The following is a 20,533-nucleotide window of genomic DNA, read 5'->3' on the forward strand; positions in this document are numbered from 1 at the left end:
TCATGACTACTGGACAGATTCTCGACCCTGCGAGCAGGTCTTCGGAAGAGAAGGTCATCCCGCGCCTCAAGACGCGCTACCGCGAAGAGATCGTCTCGTCCCTCAAGGGCGAGTTCGACTACGCGAACGTCATGCAGATCCCGGGCGTGGTCAAGGTCGTCGTCAACATGGGCGTCGGCGAGGCGGCCCGCGACGGCAAGATGATCGAGGGCGCGGTCCGCGACCTCGCCACCATCACCGGCCAGAAGCCCGAGGTCCGCAAGGCCCGCAAGTCCATCGCCCAGTTCAAGCTGCGCGAGGGCATGCCGATCGGTGCGCGCGTGACGCTGCGCGGCGACCGGATGTGGGAGTTCCTCGACCGGCTGCTGACCATCGCGCTGCCCCGTATCCGCGACTTCCGCGGCCTGTCCGGCAAGCAGTTCGACGGCAACGGCAACTACACCTTCGGTCTCAACGAGCAGTCGATGTTCCACGAGATCGACCCCGACTCGATCGACCGGCAGCGCGGCATGGACATCACCGTCGTGACCACCGCGACCAACGACGAGGAGGGCCGGGCGCTGCTCAAGCACCTGGGCTTCCCCTTCAAGGAGCAGTGAGAGATGGCCAAGAAGGCGCTGGTTTCCAAGGCCGCCCGCAAGCCCAAGTTCGCGGTGCGCGCGTACACCCGGTGCAACCGGTGCGGTCGCCCGCACTCGGTGTTCCGCAAGTTCGGCCTGTGCCGGATCTGCCTGCGGCAGATGGCACACCGCGGCGAACTGCCCGGCGTGAGCAAGTCAAGCTGGTAGTCGTGGACCCCGCCCACCCCGGGTTTCCCGGGGTGGGCGGACCGGCCACCGGCTCGTAAACCCCCCAGTTCGCCGTAGGCCCCCCGGGGAACCCCGGCGAGAAAGGTTGACAGGTCACCATGACGATGACCGACCCGATCGCAGACTTCTTGACCCGTCTGCGCAACGCCAACTCGGCGTACCACGACGCGGTCGTGCTGCCGCACAGCAAGCTCAAGGCGAGCATCGCGGAGATCCTCAAGCGCGAGGGCTACATCGCGGGCTACCGCGACGAAGACGGCGAGAAGGGCAAGAACCTCGTCGTCGAGTTGAAGTACGGCCCCAACCGCGAGCGCAGCATCGCCGGTCTGCGCCGGGTGTCCAAGCCCGGCCTGCGGGTGTACGCGAAGTCGACCAACCTGCCCAAGGTGCTCGGCGGCCTCGGCGTGGCGATCATCTCCACGTCCGGTGGCCTGCTGACCGACCGCCAGGCGGGCAAGCAGGGCGTGGGCGGCGAAGTCCTCGCCTACGTCTGGTAAGGGGGAAAGCAGATGTCTCGCATCGGAAGGCTTCCGATCCCCGTTCCGTCCGGGGTCGACGTCACCATCGAGGGTCAGAGCGTCAGCGTGAAGGGCCCCAAGGGCGCCCTGTCGCTGACCGTGGCCGAGCCGATCACCGTCGAGCGCGCCGAGGACGGCACGCTCCAGGTCACCCGGCCCAACGACGAGCGGCAGAACCGGGCCCTGCACGGCCTGACCCGCTCGCTGGTCAACAACATCGTCGTCGGCGTCACCGCGGGCTACGAGAAGAAGATGGAGATCCACGGCGTCGGTTACCGCGTCGTGGCCAAGGGTTCGGACCTGGAGTTCGCGCTCGGCTACTCGCACTCGGTGAAGGTCGCCGCCCCGCAGGGCATCACCTTCGCCGTGGAGAGTCCCACCAAGTTCTCCGTCTCCGGCATCGACAAGCAGCAGGTCGGCGAGGTCGCCGCCAACATCCGGAAGCTGCGCAAGCCCGACCCGTACAAGGGCAAGGGCGTCCGGTACGCGGGCGAGAAGATCCGCCGCAAGGTCGGAAAGACGGGTAAGTGATCATGAGCGACACAACCACCGCCACCAAGCGCAAGCCGGTTGGCAAGGACATCTCCACGCGCCGCCGCGTCGCCAAGGGCCGCAGGCACTTCCGGCTCCGCAAGAAGGTCGCGGGCACCTCGGAGCGCCCCCGCCTGGTCGTGCACCGGTCCGCCCGGCACATCACCGCGCAGATCGTCGACGACCTGGCCGGGCACACCCTGGTCAGCGCGACCAGCCTCGAGGCCGACGTGCGCGCCGTCGACGGCGACAAGAAGGCCCGCGCGGCCAAGGTGGGCGCACTGCTCGCCGACCGCGCCAAGGCCGCGGGCGTCGCCAAGGTCGTCTTCGACCGCGGCGGCAACAAGTACACCGGCCGCATCGCGTCGCTGGCCGACTCGGCCCGCGAAGCGGGGCTGGAGTTCTGATGATGGATCTGCACAAGGGAAGGAACGCCTGATGCCGGGACGTACGCGGCAGTTCGGCGGCCAGGGCGGCCCCGGCGGCGGTCAGGGCGGGAACGAGCGCGGTGAGCGCCGGGACCGTCGGGACCGGCGTGACGGTGGCGGCCGCGGCGGCGCCGCGGCCGAGAAGACCCCGCATCTTGAGCGGGTCGTCGCCATCAACCGGGTCGCCAAGGTTGTGAAGGGTGGTCGTCGCTTCAGCTTCACCGCCCTGGTCGTCGTCGGTGACGGCGACGGCATGGTCGGTGTCGGCTACGGCAAGGCCAAGGAGGTGCCCGCCGCCATCGCCAAGGGCGTGGAGGAGGCGAAGAAGAACTTCTTCCGCGTCCCCCGCATCGGCGGCACCATCCCGCACCCCATCCAGGGTGAGAAGGCCGCCGGTGTCGTGCTGCTGCGCCCGGCCAGCGCCGGTACCGGCGTCATCGCCGGTGGCCCGGTCCGCGCCGTGCTGGAGTGCGCGGGCATCCACGACGTGCTCTCGAAGTCGCTCGGCAGCGACAACGCGATCAACATCGTGCACGCCACCATGGCCGCCCTGCGCGGCCTGCAGCGCCCCGAGGAGGTCGCGGCCCGCCGCGGCCTGCCGCTGGAAGACGTGGCCCCCGCGGGCATGCTCCGCGCCCGCGCCGCCGCGGCCACCGCCGGTACGGGGGCGTGACCATGACCAAGCTCAAGGTCACCCAGGTGAAGAGCGGCATCGGCACCAAGCGCAACCACCGCGAGTCGCTGCGCACGCTCGGTCTGCGCAAGATCCGCCAGTTCACCGTGCGCGAGGACACCCCCGAGGTGCGCGGCCTCATCCACACCGTCCGCCACCTCGTCACCGTCGAGGAGGTCGACTGATGGCCATCAAGATCCACCACCTGCGGCCCGCCGCGGGCGCCAACACCGCCAAGACCCGCGTCGGTCGCGGTGAGGGCTCCAAGGGCAAGACCGCCGGTCGCGGCACCAAGGGCACCAAGGCGCGCAAGAACGTCCCCGCGCGCTTCGAGGGCGGCCAGATGCCGCTCCAGATGCGGCTGCCGAAGCTCAAGGGCTTCAAGAACCGCTTCCGGGTCGAGTACCAGGTCGTCAACGTCGGCGACGTGGCCACCGCGTTCCCCGACGGCGGCAAGGTCGGCATCGCCGACCTGATCGCCGCAGGCCTGGTCCGCAAGGGCAACCTGGTCAAGGTCCTCGGCGACGGCGACCTGAACGGCGTCAAACTCGACGTCACGGCCGACAAGTTCTCCACCAGCGCCACGGAGAAGCTCACCGCCGCCGGTGGCACCGCCACCCTGGTGACGGCCGCCTGAGCACCACCACGCCCCACCTGAGGCCCGGACACGCTCCCCGTGTCCGGGCCTCAGTCTTGTCCGGACCCCAGTCTTGTCCGGACCCCAGTCTTGTCCGGACCCCAGTCTTGTCCGGACCCCAGTCTTGTCCGGACCCCAGTCTTGTCCGGACCCAGCCCGTTGTGCCGACCTGCGCTGTCATGAGCACGCTGCCCCGGCTGAGCAGCAGGCACCGGCGACCGGCCCGGCAATCGCCGTCATGGCTGGGTTGGCTGCGTCGGGTCGGGTCGCGGACCCGGTGGCCGCGCGGGTTGCCGCACAGTAACGGCCGGTGCCGCCCACTCATTCGGCTGCCGCCACGCCCACCTGGCTGCCATCCCGCTCATCCAGCCGCGGTGCCGCTCATCCCACTGCCGCCTCCCGCGTCCGGCGGCCGTGCCGTTTATGCGGCTGTGCGGTTCATCCGGTCGTGCGCCTTGACGTTCGCCGCCGCCGGGTCCAGGCCGGACCCCTCCCACCCGGGGGCCGGGGGCCCATTCCTGACGGTAGCGCGACCGCCGCCTTGTCAAGGGGGTGTGGCGCCGTCCTGTGGACAGCTCAGGTCATTGTGGACAACCGTCGGGAATCCCGTTCCAACACTGGTGATTTCCCGTATTAACCGCCCGGTCACCCGCTGGCCCACCGCGGGCGCAGGCAGGTTCGGCCGGGTCGAGGTGTCGGCCACACCGGCCGATCAGCAAGATCCAATCGAGCGTTGTCGCAGGTCACCGGCTTCAAGATCGAGCACGAGCCGGACCGGTGTTAGCCACATCACCCCCGCTGTCACCGGTAGCGGGCAGGTTGTCCGGACCTCGGGGTGCTGGAGCAACCCCGCGTGCTGTTAGAGTCGTGAGCACGCTCTGGGGTTGCTTGCCCTGGGGCGCTCCTGGTTTGCCAACACCTGGCGGCCGGGCCCTGTACCCGCCGGCGACAGCCGGTCAGCCGTTCACCGGTAATGAGCTGCCGGTGACGCCGAGGAGGTTCTTGCGTGTTCAGCGCCTTCCGCTCGGCTCTCGCGACGCCGGACTTGCGCCGCAAGATCCTTTTCACGATCGGGATCATCGTCGTCTACCGGGTCGGCGCGCTGCTGCCGTCTCCGGGTGTGTCGTACCCGAACGTGCAGAAGTGTCTGAACTCGGTCGACGCCAACGGTGTCTACGGCCTGCTGAACCTGTTCAGCGGCGGTGCCCTGCTGCAGCTCTCCGTGTTCGCGCTCGGCATCATGCCGTACATCACCGCGAGCATCATCATCCAGTTGTTGACCGTGGTCATCCCGCGCTTCGAGCAGTTGAAGAAGGAAGGCCAGGCGGGGCAGAACAAGCTCACCCAGTACACCCGGTACCTGACCGTCGCGCTGGCGGTGCTGCAGGCGACCGGCATCGTGGCGATGGCCGACCGCAAGCAGTTGTTCGGCAACTGCCCGGACGACATCATCCCGAACAGCAACGTGTTCACCCTGGCCGTCGTGGTCATCACGATGACCGCGGGCACCGCGCTGATCATGTGGTTCGGCGAGCTGATCACCGAGCGCGGCATCGGCAACGGCATGTCGCTGCTGATGTTCGTCAACATCGCGGCCCGCATCCCGGCCGAGGGCGGCAACATCCTGCGCCAGGGCGGTGGCCTGGTCTTCACCGTGGTCTGCGCGTTCGGCCTGCTGATCATCGCCAGCGTCGTGTTCGTCGAGCAGGGCCAGCGCCGGATCCCGGTGCAGTACGCCAAGCGCATGATCGGCCGCCGGATGTACGGCGGTACCTCGACCTACCTGCCGCTGAAGGTCAACCAGGCCGGTGTCATCCCGGTCATCTTCGCCTCGTCGCTGCTGTACCTGCCGGACCTGATCTCCCGGCTGGTCGGCCAGGACAACTCGGCCTGGCAGCGGTTCATCGCGAACCACATCGTCAAGCAGTCCGACTGGGTGCACATCGCGGTCTACTTCGCGCTGATCATCTTCTTCACGTACTTCTACATCACCATCACGTTCAACGTGAACGAGCGCGCCGAGGAGATGCGGAAGTTCGGTGGCTTCATCCCCGGCATCCGCCCCGGTCGCCCCACCTCGGAGTACCTGAACTTCGTGTTGGGCCGGATCACCCTGCCCGGCTCCATCTACCTCGGCATCATCGCGGTGCTGCCGAACTTCTTCCTCGACCTCACCGGTGGTCAGGGCGCCAACCAGAACTTCCCGTTCGGTGGCACCGCGGTACTGATCATGGTCGGTGTCGGCCTCGACACCGTGAAGCAGATCGAGAGCCAGTTGATGCAGCGCAACTACGAAGGGTTCCTCAGGTGACGCGTGTTGTTCTCGTTGGTCCGCCCGGCGCGGGGAAGGGTACCCAGGCCACGGCGTTGAGCCGGGAGTTCGGGGTCCCGCACATCTCGACCGGCGACCTCTTCCGGGCGCACATCGCGAACAACACCGAGCTGGGGCAGGACGTCAAGCGCTACCTCGACTCCGGGCAGTTGGTGCCGGACGAGGTGACCAACGAGATGGTGCGCGAGCGGCTGGACGAGCCGGACGCGCGCGGCGGGTTCCTGCTCGACGGGTTCCCGCGCAACGTCGGCCAGGCCGAGGTGCTCGGCAAGATCCTCGGCGACGCGGGCACCTCGGTCGACGCGGTGGTCGAGTTCAAGATCGACGAGGACGTGGTGGTCGAGCGGCTGCTCGCCCGCGGCCGCGACGACGACAACGAGGAAGTCATCCGCCGCCGCCAGCAGATCTACCGCTCGGAGACCGAGCCGCTGCTGGACTACTACGGCACCGCGGTCATCACCGTGGACGCGGTCGGCGACGTCGACGAGATCACCCAGCGCGTGCTCTCGGCGCTGCGCGACCGGACGTGACCGGTGGTCTGTTCGGCGGGTTCCGGCTGGCGCTGGCTTCCTGGCGGTCGCGGATGATCGAGATCAAGACCCCGGCCCAGTTGGACGCCATGCGCGCGGCCGGGCTGGTGGTGGCGCGGGCGCTGGCCACCGTGGCCGCCGCGGCGAAAGCCGGGGTGTCCACCGCGGAGCTCGACGAGTTGGCCGAGCAGACCATCCGCGACGCGGGTGCCGTCCCGTCGTTCAAGGGCTACCACGGGTTCCCGGCGAGCATCTGCGCGTCGGTGAACGAGCAGATCGTGCACGGCATCCCCTCCCGGGAGCAGGTGCTGGCCGACGGCGACCTCATCTCGGTCGACTGCGGCGCCATCCTGGACGACTGGCACGGCGACTCGGCGGTGACGCTGTTCGTCGGGTCGATCACCGACGAGCAGCAGGCGTTGTCCGCGGCCACCAAGGCGTCGATGGAGGCGGGCATCGCCGCCGTCGCCCCGGGTGCCCGGCTCACCGACATCTCTCACGCGATCGAGAGCTCGGTGCACTCGTCCGAGCGAAGCCACGGTCGCACCTACGGCATCGTCCGCGAGTACGGCGGCCACGGCATCGGCAGCGCCATGCACATGGACCCGTTCCTGCCGAACTACGGCAAGCCCGGCAAGGGCCCCCGGCTGCGCACCGGCATGGCCATCGCCATCGAGCCGATGCTGACCCTGGGCACCGAGGAGACCGTGGAACTGGCGGACGGCTGGACCGTCGTCACGGCCGACGGGTCCCGGGCCGCCCACTGGGAGCACACCGTCGCGGTGACCGACGACGGCCCCTGGGTGCTGACCGCCCCGGAGTAGCCGACCCGGACCGACCGGCCACCACCCGGTCGGTACCCCCCGATTTGGGGGCTTCACCGCACGCGCGTACACTTGACCGCTGGTGCTGTATAGCGCCGATTCCGTCGTGCGTGTCACCCGGTGGGGTTCAGTGGGTTCACTGTGCCGCGCCCGTGCGTCCGGCGGGCAAGCCGAAGCAACACCCACCGTCACGAAACGCGGAGGACATGGGCAAGAAGGACGGGGCCATCGAGGTCGAAGGCCGCGTGGTCGAGCCACTCCCCAACGCGATGTTCCGCGTCGAGTTGGAGAACGGCCACAAGGTGCTGGCACACATCAGCGGCAAGATGCGGCAGCACTACATCCGCATCCTGCCCGAGGACCGGGTCGTCGTAGAGCTGTCGCCCTACGACCTGTCCCGCGGTCGCATCGTCTACCGCTACAAGTGACGGGTCCGGCGCGAGCCGGACAGCCACTACTTGGTGCTCCCGCTCGGGGAGCACGCGGCCGAAGCAGGAGAAGACAGACGTGAAGGTCAACCCGAGCGTCAAGAAGATCTGCGACAAGTGCAAGGTGATCCGCCGCCACGGCCGGGTCATGGTGATCTGCGAGAACCTGCGCCACAAGCAGCGCCAGGGCTGAGCAGTCCCACCGCCTAGCAGTTCGCCGAGCTACGCGACAGCAAGGTAAGAGGACCTCCCGCCACCTGTCGGGTCATTCGGACCCGACTCACCCCCGGACCCAGGCCGGGGCCCGGAGCACATCTCCGGGGCGGTGCGGGAGCAGACCTGGGGAGAGCAAAGAGGAGATACCGCCGCAATGGCACGTGTCGCAGGCGTCGACCTCCCCCGCGAAAAGCGGATGGAGATCGCGCTGACCTACATCTTCGGTATCGGCCGGACCCGCTCCAAGGAGCTGCTGGCCGCCACCGGGATCAGCCCGGACCTGCGGGCAAAGGACCTGACCGACGACGACGTGGTTCGTCTGCGCGACCACATCGAGAACAACTACAAGGTCGAGGGTGACCTCCGCCGCGAGGTGCAGGCCGACATTCGACGCAAGATCGAGATCGGCTGCTACGAGGGCCTGCGGTGGCGCCGCGGTCTGCCCGTCCGCGGTCAGCGGACCAAGACCAACGCCCGCACCCGCAAGGGCCCGAAGAAGACCGTCGCCGGCAAGAAGAAGGCCGGCAAGAAGTGAGCAAGAGCTGCGAGACCGTGGTCGCCGTCGTCCCGCAACGACGCCGGAACCGGGCCTTCATGGCCCTCACCGTCGCGCCGAGGTGTGCCCGCCCGGCCGCCCTGCGCGAGCTCTACACGGACGCTGGATCAATCATCCGCAACGCAGCTCCCGAGTTCACCACCTCGCGCACCAAGTAGGAGAAACCCGCAGACATGCCACCCAAGAGCCGTACCGGCGCCGGGGTCAAGAAAGTCCGGCGCAAGGAAAAGAAGAACATCTCGCACGGGCACGCCCACATCAAGAGCACGTTCAACAACACGATCGTCTCGATCACCGACCCGACCGGCGCGGTGATCGCCTGGGCGTCCTCCGGCCACGTCGGCTTCAAGGGCTCCCGCAAGTCCACCCCGTTCGCCGCGCAGATGGCGGCGGAGAACGCGGCCCGCAAGGCCGCCGAGCACGGCATGAAGAAGGTCGACGTGTTCGTCAAGGGCCCCGGCTCCGGCCGGGAGACCGCGATCCGCTCGCTGCAGGCGGCGGGCCTCGAGGTCGGCACCATCCAGGACGTGACCCCGCAGCCGCACAACGGTTGCCGCCCGCCCAAGCGGCGCCGGGTCTGAGGAACGGGGAGGACTAACCAGACATGGCACGCTACACCGGTCCGGCCACCCGGATCTCCCGTCGGCTCAAGGTCGACCTCGTCGGCGGCGACCAGGCTTTCGAGCGCCGTCCGTACCCGCCCGGCCAGCACGGCCGCGGCCGCAGCAAGGACACCGAGTACCTGCAGCAGTTGCAGGAGAAGCAGAAGGCGCGCTACACCTACGGCATCCTCGAGCGGCAGTTCCGCCGCTACTACGAGACCGCCGTGCGCCGCAAGGGCAAGACCGGTGAGGTCCTGCTCCAGCTCCTCGAGTCCCGGCTGGACAATGTGGTCTACCGCGCGGGCCTGGCCCGCACCCGCCGCCAGGCGCGGCAGTTGGTCAGCCACGGCCACTTCATCGTGAACGGCCACAAGGTCAACATCCCCAGCTTCCAGGTGTCGCGGTTCGACATCATCGATGTGAAGCCGAAGTCGTTGCCGACGCTGCCGTTCGTCGCCGCCAAGGAGTCCTACGGCGACCGCCCGATCCCGGGCTGGCTGCAGGTGGTCCCGTCGACCCTGCGCATCCTCGTGCACCAGTTGCCCGAGCGCGCGCAGATCGACGTCCCGGTCCAGGAGCAGTTGATCGTCGAGTTCTACTCGAAGTAGTCGTTTCGGGGGCGGCGGTGCCGACTGCCGCCGCCCCGACCGCCCACCGCGCCGCAGTGGGCGGTCGTCCCAATCACCACCGGCGTCAAATAGCGGGCGCCATCGGGAAGGAAGAACCAAGAAGTGCTCATCTCACAGCGTCCCGGCCTCGCCGAGGAGCCGGTCAACGAGACCCGCTCCCGCTTCGTCATCGAGCCGCTCGAGCCCGGTTTCGGCTACACCCTGGGCAACTCGCTGCGGCGGACCCTGCTGTCCTCGATCCCCGGCGCCTCCGTGACCAGCATCCGCATCGACGGCGTGCTGCACGAGTTCACCACCGTGCCCGGGGTCAAGGAGGACGTCACCGACATCATCCTCAACCTCAAGGAGCTGGTCGTCTCCTCCGAGGAGGACGAGCCGGTGACGATGTACCTGCGCAAGCAGGGCCCCGGTGAGGTGACCGCCGGTGACATCGTGCCGCCCGCGGGTGTCACGGTGCACAACCCGGACCTGCACATCGCCACCCTGAACGGCAAGGGGAAGCTGGAGATCGAGCTCGTCGTCGAGCGCGGTCGCGGCTACGTCCCGGCCGTGCAGAACAAGCAGGCGGGCGCCGAGATCGGCCGCATCCCGGTCGACTCGATCTACTCGCCGGTGCTCAAGGTCACCTACAAGGTCGAGGCGACCCGCGTCGAGCAGCGCACCGACTTCGACAAGCTCATCCTCGACGTCGAGACCAAGCCGTCGATCACGCCGCGGGACGCGGTCGCGTCGGCGGGCAAGACGCTGGTCGAGCTGTTCGGTCTGGCGCGCGAGCTCAACGTGGACGCCGAGGGCATCGAGATCGGCCCCTCGCCGCAGGAGGCGGACACCATCGCCGCCTACGCGATGCCGATCGAAGACCTCGACCTCACCGTGCGGTCGTACAACTGCCTCAAGCGCGAGGGCATCCACACGGTGGGCGAACTGGTGTCGCGCAGCGAGGCGGACCTGCTCGACATCCGCAACTTCGGCGCCAAGTCGATCGACGAGGTCAAGATGAAGCTGGTCGGCCTCGGCCTGGCGCTCAAGGACAGCCCGCCCGGGTTCGACCCGACCGCCGCCGCGACCGACTTCGCCGCCGACACGTGGAGCGACAGCCCGGACCCCGGCACCGACGACGGCCAGGACTACGCAGAGACCGAGCAGCTCTAGTCCGTGTAAGGACTCCTGAGCTTTCCCCAAGGAGCAAGACATGCCCACCCCAACCAAGGGCGCCCGACTCGGCGGCGGTCCGGCCCACGAGCGGCTGCTGCTGGCCAACCTGGCCACCGCGCTGTTCGAGCACGGCCGCATCCACACGACCGAGGCCAAGGCGAAGCGGTTGCGGCCGTACGCCGAGAAGCTGATCACCAAGGCCAAGGTCGGCGACCTGCACAACCGCCGCGAGATCATGAAGGTGATCCGCGACAAGGACGTCGTGCAGCGCCTGTGCACCGAGATCGGCCCGTTCTTCTCCGACCGCACCGGCGGTTACACCCGGATCACCAAGACGCTGCCGCGCAAGGGCGACAACGCCCCGATGGCCGTGATCGAGCTGATCCAGGAGAAGACGGTCACCGCCGAGGCCGAGGCCGCGCGCAAGACCAAGTTCGCCAAGGACGCCAAGGTCGAGGCGCCCAAGACCGAGGACCCCAAGGTCGAGGACACGACCGAGGAGCCCGCGGCCGAGGTCGTCGAGCCCACCGAGTCCACTGAGGACACCGCTTCGGCGTCCACTGAGGACAAGTCCTGACAGCTCAGCACCACCCGGACGAGCCCGCCGCCCCCGCAGAGGACGGCGGGCTCGTCCGCGTCCGGCTCGACATCGCCTACGACGGCACCGACTTCTCCGGCTGGGCCGTGCAGCCCAATCGTCGCACCGTGTGCGGGATCATCGAGGAGTTCCTCTTCCAGATCCTCCGCCGCCGCGTCCGCCTGACCGTCGCGGGCCGCACCGACGCAGGGGTCCACGCCACCGGTCAGGTCGCCCACATGGACATCCCCCCGTCCGTGGACCTGAACACGTTGCTGCACCGCCTCTCCCGCGCCCTACCCGCCGACGTCCGCGTCACCGCGCTCACCGAGGCATCCCCCGACTTCGACGCCCGCTTCACCGCCCTACGCCGCCACTACGCCTACCGCGTCTGCGACACCCAATGGCGCGCGAACCCCCTCAACCGGGGCCACGTCGTCACCTGGCCCCGCCCCCTGGACGTCCCCTCCCTCAACGCCGCCTCGGAGTTGCTGCTCGGCGAACACGACTTCGTCGCCTTCTGCAAACGCCGTGAAGGCGCCACAACCATCCGGGAACTCCAGCAGTTGGCGTGGACCCGCGAGGGCGACATCCTCACAGCACGGGTAGCCGCCGACGCCTTCTGCCACTCCATGGTCCGCAGCCTCGTCGGTGCCCTCCTCGCCGTCGGCGAAGGCCGCAAACCAGTCACCTGGCCGTCCTCCATGCTCTCCGCCGCCGAACGCCCCAGCGCCATCACAGTCGCCCCGGCCCACGGCCTCACCCTCACCCAGGTCGACTACCCCGCCACCGCCGACTTGGCCGCCCGCGCAACCCAAACCCGCCGCATCCGCACCCGTTGACACTTCCGGCGGGCTTGTCGGTCCTGTCGATAACCGCATGTGATCTCGGCGTGGGAGATCTTGTCGGTGCTTCGGGCTAGGCTTTGTATTCAGGGGCTCAAGTTTGGGTTGATCTTGGTGTGAGGGGTCTCTGGGCCTCGCTGTGCTTCGGGGTTCGGCCTGGTCGCCTGGCGGCGACGCCGGCCTGGGGCGCCAGATTTTGCGGGCTGTGCCCGCTGGGGTGAAGTTGTTGTGTTCGGGGCCCCTACGGCAACCGCGGGGCAAGGCTAAAAGGCGGGGCCACTGGAAAGCGTGGCCTTACCCGCCTGTCAGCTTTGCGGTTGCCGTCCCCCCAAACACAACAACTTCACCCCAGCGGGCGGTTGGTATCGGCGGCTTTCGAGGCGCGCGGTGCGAGTGTGGAGCTTCGTCGATATGGGTGGGCTTTTCGAGGCGCGTGGGGTGGTGAGGGGAGTGGACAACTCCATCCCATGTGGACAAAGGTCGAGTGCCCCCGGGAGACATCCGTGTCTCCCGGGGGCTCGACTGTTCACTTGTCAGTGGTGATCTGGCTGTCAGACGTCCAGGGTCCAGCTGTTGATGTAGCCGACGTCGGCTTTGTAGCCGTCGCGGACGGAGAGCTTCCAGATGCCTGCGGCGGACTTGGTGGACAGGTTCAAGGTGTAGGTCTCCTTGACGTTGTCGGCCGAGTCGGTGGTGGACATCTTCTTCAGGCTGTAGGTGGTGCCGTCCGGGGCGATGAGGTCGACGCTCAGGTCGCCGCGGTAGGTGTGGATGATGTCGACGATCACCTTCGACGAGGCGTCCGCCTTGCCGGTGCAGTTGATGGTGATGTTGCTGGTGACGGCGGCGCCCATGTCCGGGACGTTGACCTTGGCCGCGTTGGTGACGGCGGCGCACCCGGCGGGCACCGGGGTCGGGGTCGGCGTGGGGGTGGGCGTCGGGGTCGGCGTCGGGGTGCCGGTCGTGGCCGGGACCAACTGCAGCAGCTTGTTCGGCGAGCCGTCACCGGGGGTGGTGACCTTGCCGGTCGTGGCGGCGTTCACCAGGGCGGTGGACACCTGCGCCGGGGTGGCGTTCGGGTTGGCCGACAGGTACAGGGCCGCGACACCGGCCACGTGCGGGCTGGCCATCGAGGTGCCGCTGATGGTGTTCTTCGCGGTGGTGCCGCCGATCCACGCGGAGGTGATGCCGTCGCCGGGGGCGAAGATGTCGGTGCACGAGCCGTAGTTCGAGTAGCTGGCGCGCGCGTCGGTCTTCGTGGTGGCGCCGACGGTGATGGCCTCCGGCACGCGGGCCGGGGAGTAGCTGCACGCGTTGGCGTTGGAGTTACCGGCGGCGATCGCGTAGGTCACGCCCGCGGCGATGGAGCGCTGCACGGCCTGGTCGAGCGCGGTGGACGAGGCGCCACCGAGGCTCATGTTGGCGACGGCGGGCTTCACGCGGTTCGCGGTGACCCAGTCGACACCGGCGATGACGCCGGAGGTGGTGCCGGAGCCGTTGCAGTCGAGCACGCGGACACCGATGAGCTTGACGCCCTTGGCGACACCGTAGGTGCTGCCGCCGATGGTGCCGGACACGTGGGTGCCGTGGCCGTTGCAGTCGGTGGCGTCCTTGTCGTTGTCGACGGTGTCGATGCCGCTGACCGCGCGGCCGCCGAACTCGCTGTGGGTCAGGTTGATGCCGGTGTCGATGACGTACACGTTCACGTTCGACCCGGTCGCCGTGTAGGTGTACTTGGTGTTGAGCGGCAGCGCGGCCTGGTCGATCCGGTCCAGGCCCCACGACGGCGGGTTGACCTGGTCGGTCGTGACGTTGACCTTCTGGTCGGCCTCGACGTAGGCGACGGACGGGTCGGCGGCGGTCCACTTGGCCTGCTGCTCGGACATCTTGGCCGAGTAGCCCTTCACCGTCTGGGCGAAGCGCTGCTTGATGATGCCGCCGAACTTGTGGGTGATGCCGTCGGACGTCGTGGTCGCCGCGGCGGCCGTGACGTTGTCCTTGAGCACCACGATGTAGCTGCTGGGGATCGCGTTGGGGGTGTTGGCGCCCAGGATGGGGCCTTCAGCGGCGGTGGCCGAGTTGGACAGGCTGAACCCGACGGCGGCGGTGGCTACCACCGCGGCCAGGCCGAGGCCCACTCCACCCGCGCGCCGGAGGTAGGCGGCACGAGACATACCCATTGTGTTGGTCTCCTTCACCAGGGGACACACACGGGTCTGGTCGGCCGGTTCGGACGGTGGCCACCGCGAGGGGGAAGGCGCGCGGAAACGACGTCTTCCCTACCCCAGCGGTCGCCGTGCCCGACTCGAGCGACGACACCCGGTTGTGTGGCTGAAACGTGAACAGTCACGGAGCGCACCGGGCGAAGAGTCCGGCGTGACCCGCTTGGGTCTGTCAGTTCGGCCGATCGGGTGTTTTCTTGAGGGCTCGTGAGCGGGTTGGTCGCGGTGACCCGGCGGTCACCGCGCTCGACAATCACACCGGGTGCTCGTTTTCGCTTCCGGTGCGCGCCAGGTGCGGGATGGTTGTGGCTTCAACCAGCCAAAAAGGGGCGGGCCCGGCACGGCGGGCCGATCGTTCGCGGTCACCCACCGCGAACGGGTGGTGTGACGCTAATCTCCCCGGCGGACCGGGCCGAGGATCTGCTGTTCCTTCTGGGTGGTGACCAGCCGCAACGGCCGCCACAGGTTCCGGCCGAGCGCCACCACCTGGTCATCGGCCAGCGTGGTCAACTGCTGCACCATCGGCGGCGGCAGCCGCCAGACCCTGGCCGCGAGCTGGGCCTGACCGACCGGCAGCCGCTGCAGCAGCACCAGGTCGGCGGCGTTCGCGGTCGCCCCGGCCTGCGGGTGCATGTACGGCAGCACGTAGACCGTGGTCTGCCACGGCGAGCGCGGCGGGAACAGCTCCTGCGGAGTCGGGCCACCGTCGTGCACCACCAACAGGGGACCGTCCTCCGACGGTCGTGGCAGCTCCACCGGGCTGAGCCTGCGGATCTGCACCAGCGGCGCCGGACGCCCGTCCGGGCTGGTCCCGGCGGCCTTCTGCAGCACCTGCCACGCCGCCGGTCGGCCGGTGGCCACGACGACCCACGCGCCGACCGCCATCGCCCGCAGCGCCACCTGCCGGGCCAGGTACAGCCCGCCGACCAGCACGATCCTGGTCGGCGCAGGCCGCAGCGCGGAGATCGTCAGCGGCTCGCCCTGCAGCCCGGAGCCGAGCACCATGCCGCCGCGGTCGCCGGACGGGCTCACCGCGTCCAGCATGTCCGGCGAGACCAGGAACTCCGGCGCGATGCCCGCGGTGCCGCCCTTGGTGTCCAGCAGCCTGCTCGACGAACTCATGCCCGTACTCCTTGCCTGAGCTGCCTGGATCTCATGCCTGCCCGCCCAGCGGCAGCGTCGCGGCCAGACCGGCGATCTGCAGGCCGCGCAGCGGGGTCAGCGTGACGCCGAGCCGGTCGGAGATGGCGCCCAGCCGCTCGTCGGCGTGGTTGAGCTCCTCCGGCGTGCGGGCGCTGACCCGCACCAGGCCGCGCAGACCGACCTGGCCGTCGTCGCTGCCCGGCGAGATCGACATGGCGACCGTCGCCGACAGGGCGCGCACGCCGGTGAGGGCGTTGATGCTGGTGGCGGGCTTGCCCTGGGGCCATCCGGTGATCGCGTAGCTCGCGTGGCCGATGCCCGCCGCGGTCACGCCGGTCCAGCGCTCGCGCAGGCTCACCGGCTCGGTCGACCCGGCCACCCCGGTCAGCTCGGCGGACGAGATCCCCGCCTTGAGCAGTTCGTCGGGGTCCAGCGGCCGGGTGGGCACACCGCGCGACTCCAGTGCGTTGCGCACCCGGGACAAGGCACCGATAAGAGCCCGGTGCGAGCCGACGACACCGCCGCCGCGTTCGCGTACCGCAGCGGGACAACGCCGGGGATCCAACCGCACCGCGACCCACGTCGTACGGCGGGCAGCGGCGGAAAGCGGGCCGAGCACTTCGAGGTAAGAGGCCAGAGCAGGGGAGTTCGGCGGTAAGGCGGCACTACCGGGATAGCAGTGCCAGATCACCTGGATCGCGTCGAGCACCACACCGCGGTCTTCCAGGCACGGCGCCAGCGCGCCCAACGGCAGGCTCGGCGTCGACCCGACCTGGCTGACCAGCGCGGGCGCCGGGTCGACCAGCAGCACCGCGGTCCAGGTGCCCTCGTGCCAGGCCATGCCCAGCGGCCTGCGCTCGTGGTCCACGCCGTGCGCGACCACCAGGTCCGGCACGGCCAGCCGGAGCAGGCTGACCCGCGGGTCGTCCGGCCCGGTCACCGTCGACCCGTCGGCGGCCGCCAGGTTCTCGATCGACACCGGATTGGCGGGCTTGCTGATCCGCGCGTGTGAGCGGAACGTGTAGCGCACGGTGAGCCCGATCCACTGGGTGAACCAGCGGCCGCGCCAGCGCAGGAACGCTCCCACCAGCGCCACGACGACGACGCCGATCGCCACGTACAGCAGGTCCAGGTCGACCGCGAGCAGCACCAGGCCGATCGCGACGCCGACCTCCAGCACCACCAGGTTCGCCACCGGCAGCGCGCCCAGGCTCGCGCCCCGGTTGCGCCTGCGCGCGGCCACCCGGGTGGTCGGCCGCGGCGGCGGACCGGCCTGACCGGCGGGTCCGGGACCACCGGGGCCCGCGGGCGGTCCCGGCGGTCGACCCGCGCCGCCAGGTCCACCGGGTCCGCCAGGTCCGCCGGGCCCACTGGGGCCGCCAGGTCCGCCGGGCCCACCCGGGCCCGGCCGCGGTGGCTGGCCGGGAGGAGGCGTGCGGCCCTGCCGTGGGGGTGTGGTCACCGACATCCGCTCGTTCTCTTCCCCTCGTCATCGGTTCGGCCGCGGGAGTTGTCCACAGGTTTGGTGGAGACCCGCGTCCGGCCGACACCGTACGGCTATCCTGCGGAACCGTACCGCGACGGGGAGAGCAGCAGGCCGAGAATGCCATCAACACCGACCACCAAGTCCCAGGTCCAGGCGTACCGCTTCGTGCTCAGGCGGATGCAGTCGGCGCTGGTCCGCAAGGACGCCGTCATGCTGCACGACCCGATGCGCACGCACTCGAGGGCCACCATCGTCGGCGTCTGCGTCGCGGCCGTCGGCATGGTCGGCTTCCTGGTGTACGGGCTGCTCAGCCCGGCGCCGTCGTTGCCGAAGGACTCCGGCATCGTCATCGGCCAGCCGTCCGGCGCCGTCTACGTGCTGCTCGCCAACACCGAGCGCGGCCGGGTGCTGGTGCCGACGTTCAACCTGGCGTCCGCGCGGCTGCTGCTGCTCGCCCGCTCCGGCGGTCAGCAGAGCCAGAACCAGCAGCAGGGCGGCCAGACCGACGGGGGCGGCGCGGCCACCGGGCCCGCCGACGCCGAGATCGTCCCGGACGACAAGCTGGTCGACATCCCGCGCGACCGGCTCACCGGCATCCAGGACGGCCCGCAACTGCTGCCCGCCGCGGGCCAGCGGGTCGCGGGCGACTGGGCCGTGTGCGACCAGTACCAGCTCGACCAGAGCCTGAACGACCCGGCGGGCCAGAACAAGATCCAGACCACCGTGGCGGCCGGGGTCAAGGACCTGGGTCCGGAGCTGGCCGAGAACGAGGCGCTGCTGGTCCAGTCGGACACGAAGAAGGTCTACCTGGTGTACCGCACCCCGGCGTCGGCGAACATCAAGAACGCCAACACGGTGCGCGCCGAGGTCGACATGAGCAAGGGCAACATCCGCTCCGCGCTGAACCTGGCCGAGAACTCGGTCCGGCACATCACCACCGGCCTGCTCAACGCCATCCCCGAGGCGCCGAAGCTGGCCCCGCCGGACATCCCCGGCCGCGGCGGCCGCAGCCAGGCGGACAGCATGAACGCCCTGCCGGTCGGCTCGGTGGTCCAGGTGGAGCGCGCGGGCGAGACCGACTACTACGTGCTGCTCGCCGACGGCGTCCAGCAGATCAAGAAGACCACCGCCGACCTGATCCGGTTCACCACCACCGAGGGCGGCGCGGAGATCACCAAGGTCCGCCCGGACCAGATCCCGACCGCGATCTCCAAGACCCCGGTCGACGACCGCACCTTCCCGCAGGTGGTGCCCGAGGTGCTCAGCCCGGCCAACTACCCGGTCGCCTGCCTCGGCTGGGACGTGGTCGGCGCGGGCTCCAACGCCGACCAGCACACCGAGGTGCACGTCGGCAAGGACCTGCCGCTGCCGCACGACGCCGCGGGCAAGGCGGCGTCCATCCCGATCAGCACCCCCAGCGCGGACGGCCAGCGGCTGGACTTCTTCTACATGCCGCCGGGCCGGGCCGCCGTGGTCCGCGGCGCGACCTCCGCGCAGGACTTCTCGACCGGCCCGATCTACCTGATCTCCGACCGGGGCGTGAAGTTCGGCGTCCCGGACAAGCGCACCGCGGTCGCGCTCGGTCTGGACAACCAATTACCCGCCCCGGACGCGATCGTGCGACTGCTGCCGAACGGGGCATCGCTGAACACCCGCGACGTGCTGCAGACTTACGACGTGGTGCCCGCCGCGCCCGGCCAGTTCCCGTCGACGACTCCGCAGCCCGCGCCCAACGGCGGCGGCTGAGTCGGAACCGGTCGGCCCCGGCCCGCGTCCAAGGCCCGCGTCCACCCCGCACCGGAAGCGACGACCGGGAGGTCGGCATGGCTGCCATCGAGGTAGATCCCGCCTGGATCGGCGGGTACGCCACCACCGTCGCCACCGCGGCCGAGGAGTTGGGCAACGGCGCCGACGTCCTGCGCACGGCCCCGCTGACCCCGGAGGCGTTCGGCTCGCTCGGCCGCACCACCCGGGTCACCGAGTCGTACACGCGCGCGTCGGAGCTGTTGCGCGGCCAGCTCGCCCGGGGTGTCGAGGCGCTGCACGCGGCGTCCGCCGCGTTGACCCAGATCGCCGACAAGCACCGGGTCTCCGACGACGACGGGGCCCAGTCCATCACGCGCAGCGGGCAGGGGTGAGCCATGCCGACCGATGAGGACTGGGATTGGAACCCGGTCGTCACCACCACCGACGACTGGCAGCCGACACCGCGGGAGCCCGCGCTGGCCACCGCGTCCGGCGACGCGGCCGCCACCGCCGCCCCGGACGGCGACGGCGCCGGGTGGGGTCAGCCGGAACTGGCCCAGGCGGCGCCCGCGTTGTCCCCGCACGGCGGCCTGGACGGCACGGACATCCAGTCGAACGTGGCCACCTACCTGGACTACCTGAGCAAGCTGTGCCGCCAGTTGGGCGTGCCCGACCCGGTCGAGGAGTACTTCGCGCCGGTGGTCGGCCGGTGGAGCGAACTGCACGCCGAGGCGGGCCGCTGGCGTTCGGTCGGCGCCGTCACCGAGGTCATGGTGGGTGAGCTGACCAAGCCGCTCGGCGGCCTCGACGCCGCCTGGAAGGGCGCCGACGCCGACTCGTTCATCGACTACATGAGCCGGGTCGGCCTGGCGGGCAACGACATGTCCGACGCGATGATCGGCATGGGCGAGGTGCTCGACACGACAGCGGACGGCCTGCGCGAGATCGTCACCGAGATGGCCGGGCTGCTCGCCGAGGTCGCGCACAACACCTCGCAGGCGATGGCCCAGCCGGGCCGCGGCGAGGACCGCACCCGCCAGTACCTGGGCACCATGACCGGCCCCACCCGCGACCTGTTCGAGTCGGTCCGGCAGATCATGGACGCCCTGGTCAAGCTCTGCGACGGCATCGACGGCAGCAAGGTCTTCGAGCCGATCACGATGGCGCACACCTTCCCCACCGACAACTGGACCGCCGCGATCCCGGACGTCCCCGCGGTCACCGCCCCACCCGGCGCCTCCATCCCGTCCTCCGCCATCCCCTCGACCGCGGACCTCGGCGGCTCGCCCTCCGGCGGCGCCGACTTCTCCAGCGGCTACTCGGGCGCAGGCATCGGTGGCGCCTCGGCGGGCAGTGCGGGCGCCGCGGGCACATCCCAACAACCCGGCGAGGGCGCCTACGTCTCCGTCGGCGAGGCGGCCCCCAGCAAACCGGCGGGCATGCCGCCCGCTGCCGCGCCTGCCGCCGCTTCCTCCTCCGGCGGCCCCGGCGGCGGCATGATGGGCGGCATGCCGATGGGCATGGGCGGCATGGGCCAGTCCGGCGGTTCCGAACACAAACGCCGCACCCGCGTCACCGGCGACCCCCAGGAGATCTTCGGCAAACCCACCAAATCCTCACCCCCAGTCATCGGCGAGGATTGAGTC

The 20,533-nt window shown here is 69.8% G+C and carries 26 protein-coding genes; 23 read left to right on the forward strand and 3 right to left on the reverse strand.

What is annotated here, in order from left to right:
* The first annotated feature begins 2 nt into the window (after positions 1-2).
* The 20 genes from rplE (at position 3) to truA (ending at position 12,287) form a co-directional block, all read left to right on the forward strand.
* Positions 3-599, forward strand: a complete 597-nt coding sequence (rplE, locus tag H504_RS0119410) for a 50S ribosomal protein L5 (RefSeq protein ID WP_051386040.1) — start codon at positions 3-5, stop codon at positions 597-599.
* A 3-nt stretch (positions 600-602) separates the two neighbouring features.
* Positions 603-788: a type Z 30S ribosomal protein S14 gene (locus H504_RS0119415; RefSeq protein ID WP_026424130.1), complete on the forward strand. Its 186-nt coding sequence runs from the start codon at positions 603-605 to the stop codon at positions 786-788.
* A gap of 119 nt (positions 789-907) precedes the next feature.
* The gene (rpsH, locus tag H504_RS0119420) at positions 908-1,306 is read left to right on the forward strand and encodes a 30S ribosomal protein S8 (protein ID WP_018682819.1); all 399 of its coding nucleotides are present in this window, start codon (positions 908-910) and stop codon (positions 1,304-1,306) included.
* A 12-nt stretch (positions 1,307-1,318) separates the two neighbouring features.
* Positions 1,319-1,858 carry a 50S ribosomal protein L6 gene (gene rplF / locus H504_RS0119425; RefSeq protein ID WP_026424131.1) on the forward strand — a complete coding sequence of 180 codons (540 nt, stop codon included), beginning with the start codon at positions 1,319-1,321 and terminating at the stop codon, positions 1,856-1,858.
* Entirely contained in the window at positions 1,855-2,265 is a 411-nt protein-coding gene (gene rplR / locus H504_RS0119430; protein ID WP_084467897.1) for a 50S ribosomal protein L18, read from the forward strand. The genes rplF and rplR overlap by 4 nt, the downstream gene beginning before the upstream one ends.
* Positions 2,266-2,296: 31 nt before the next feature.
* Positions 2,297-2,959: a 30S ribosomal protein S5 gene (gene rpsE / locus H504_RS0119435; RefSeq protein ID WP_026424133.1), complete on the forward strand. Its 663-nt coding sequence runs from the start codon at positions 2,297-2,299 to the stop codon at positions 2,957-2,959.
* 2 nt (positions 2,960-2,961) lie between these two features.
* Entirely contained in the window at positions 2,962-3,144 is a 183-nt protein-coding gene (gene rpmD, locus H504_RS0119440; RefSeq protein ID WP_035304961.1) for a 50S ribosomal protein L30, read from the forward strand.
* Positions 3,141-3,596 carry a 50S ribosomal protein L15 gene (gene rplO / locus H504_RS0119445; protein ID WP_157440516.1) on the forward strand — a complete coding sequence of 152 codons (456 nt, stop codon included), beginning with the start codon at positions 3,141-3,143 and terminating at the stop codon, positions 3,594-3,596. The genes rpmD and rplO overlap by 4 nt, the downstream gene beginning before the upstream one ends.
* Before the next feature lie 1,006 nt (positions 3,597-4,602).
* Positions 4,603-5,907 carry a preprotein translocase subunit SecY gene (gene secY, locus H504_RS0119450; protein ID WP_026424136.1) on the forward strand — a complete coding sequence of 435 codons (1,305 nt, stop codon included), beginning with the start codon at positions 4,603-4,605 and terminating at the stop codon, positions 5,905-5,907.
* Positions 5,904-6,458, forward strand: coding sequence for an adenylate kinase (locus H504_RS0119455; RefSeq protein WP_026424137.1), 555 nt, complete (start codon positions 5,904-5,906; stop codon positions 6,456-6,458). The genes secY and H504_RS0119455 overlap by 4 nt, the downstream gene beginning before the upstream one ends.
* Positions 6,459-6,511: 53 nt before the next feature.
* Positions 6,512-7,282: a type I methionyl aminopeptidase gene (map, locus tag H504_RS0119460; RefSeq protein WP_026424138.1), complete on the forward strand. Its 771-nt coding sequence runs from the start codon at positions 6,512-6,514 to the stop codon at positions 7,280-7,282.
* A gap of 206 nt (positions 7,283-7,488) precedes the next feature.
* Positions 7,489-7,710, forward strand: a complete 222-nt coding sequence (infA, locus tag H504_RS0119465; protein ID WP_005166804.1) for a translation initiation factor IF-1 — start codon at positions 7,489-7,491, stop codon at positions 7,708-7,710.
* A 79-nt stretch (positions 7,711-7,789) separates the two neighbouring features.
* On the forward strand, positions 7,790-7,903 hold the full coding sequence (rpmJ, locus tag H504_RS0119470; RefSeq protein ID WP_018682809.1) for a 50S ribosomal protein L36: 114 nt from the start codon (positions 7,790-7,792) through the stop codon (positions 7,901-7,903).
* A gap of 177 nt (positions 7,904-8,080) precedes the next feature.
* On the forward strand, positions 8,081-8,461 hold the full coding sequence (gene rpsM, locus H504_RS0119475; RefSeq protein ID WP_026424139.1) for a 30S ribosomal protein S13: 381 nt from the start codon (positions 8,081-8,083) through the stop codon (positions 8,459-8,461).
* Positions 8,458-8,640, forward strand: coding sequence for a hypothetical protein (locus H504_RS0119480; RefSeq protein WP_026424140.1), 183 nt, complete (start codon positions 8,458-8,460; stop codon positions 8,638-8,640). The genes rpsM and H504_RS0119480 overlap by 4 nt, the downstream gene beginning before the upstream one ends.
* Before the next feature lie 15 nt (positions 8,641-8,655).
* Positions 8,656-9,063: a 30S ribosomal protein S11 gene (gene rpsK / locus H504_RS0119485; protein WP_026424141.1), complete on the forward strand. Its 408-nt coding sequence runs from the start codon at positions 8,656-8,658 to the stop codon at positions 9,061-9,063.
* A 23-nt stretch (positions 9,064-9,086) separates the two neighbouring features.
* The gene (gene rpsD / locus H504_RS0119490) at positions 9,087-9,692 is read left to right on the forward strand and encodes a 30S ribosomal protein S4 (protein ID WP_026424142.1); all 606 of its coding nucleotides are present in this window, start codon (positions 9,087-9,089) and stop codon (positions 9,690-9,692) included.
* 123 nt (positions 9,693-9,815) lie between these two features.
* Entirely contained in the window at positions 9,816-10,865 is a 1,050-nt protein-coding gene (locus H504_RS0119495; protein WP_026424143.1) for a DNA-directed RNA polymerase subunit alpha, read from the forward strand.
* Between the two features lie 40 nt (positions 10,866-10,905).
* Positions 10,906-11,445: a 50S ribosomal protein L17 gene (gene rplQ, locus H504_RS0119500; RefSeq protein WP_026424144.1), complete on the forward strand. Its 540-nt coding sequence runs from the start codon at positions 10,906-10,908 to the stop codon at positions 11,443-11,445.
* 71 nt (positions 11,446-11,516) lie between these two features.
* Positions 11,517-12,287 carry a tRNA pseudouridine(38-40) synthase TruA gene (gene truA / locus H504_RS0119505; RefSeq protein ID WP_245614362.1) on the forward strand — a complete coding sequence of 257 codons (771 nt, stop codon included), beginning with the start codon at positions 11,517-11,519 and terminating at the stop codon, positions 12,285-12,287.
* 554 nt (positions 12,288-12,841) lie between these two features.
* On the opposite strand, the gene H504_RS0119515 is transcribed toward truA, so the two are convergent.
* The 3 genes from H504_RS0119515 to eccE all read right to left on the reverse strand — a co-directional run bounded on the left by H504_RS0119515 (position 12,842) and on the right by eccE (position 16,850).
* Positions 12,842-14,470: a S8 family serine peptidase gene (locus H504_RS0119515; protein WP_026424146.1), complete on the reverse strand. Its 1,629-nt coding sequence runs from the start codon at positions 14,468-14,470 to the stop codon at positions 12,842-12,844.
* Positions 14,471-14,902: 432 nt separating this feature from the next.
* A complete protein-coding gene (locus tag H504_RS0119520) occupies positions 14,903-15,634 on the reverse strand; it encodes a hypothetical protein (protein WP_026424147.1) in 732 nt (243 codons plus the stop codon).
* Between the two features lie 31 nt (positions 15,635-15,665).
* Complete coding sequence (gene eccE / locus H504_RS0119525) at positions 15,666-16,850, reverse strand: type VII secretion protein EccE (protein WP_026424148.1); 1,185 nt, start codon at positions 16,848-16,850, stop codon at positions 15,666-15,668.
* Positions 16,851-17,258: 408 nt separating this feature from the next.
* Here eccE and eccB point away from each other — a divergent pair, with 408 nt between their 5' ends.
* The 3 genes from eccB (at position 17,259) to H504_RS0119540 (ending at position 20,530) form a co-directional block, all read left to right on the forward strand.
* A complete protein-coding gene (eccB, locus tag H504_RS35975; protein ID WP_051386041.1) occupies positions 17,259-18,887 on the forward strand; it encodes a type VII secretion protein EccB in 1,629 nt (542 codons plus the stop codon).
* Positions 18,888-18,964: 77 nt separating this feature from the next.
* Positions 18,965-19,279 carry a hypothetical protein gene (locus tag H504_RS0119535; protein WP_051386042.1) on the forward strand — a complete coding sequence of 105 codons (315 nt, stop codon included), beginning with the start codon at positions 18,965-18,967 and terminating at the stop codon, positions 19,277-19,279.
* A gap of 3 nt (positions 19,280-19,282) precedes the next feature.
* The gene (locus H504_RS0119540; RefSeq protein ID WP_051386043.1) at positions 19,283-20,530 is read left to right on the forward strand and encodes a WXG100 family type VII secretion target; all 1,248 of its coding nucleotides are present in this window, start codon (positions 19,283-19,285) and stop codon (positions 20,528-20,530) included.
* Positions 20,531-20,533: the final 3 nt, after the last annotated feature.

The sequence above is a fragment of the Actinokineospora inagensis DSM 44258 genome (assembly GCF_000482865.1).
Classification (GTDB): domain Bacteria; phylum Actinomycetota; class Actinomycetes; order Mycobacteriales; family Pseudonocardiaceae; genus Actinokineospora; species Actinokineospora inagensis.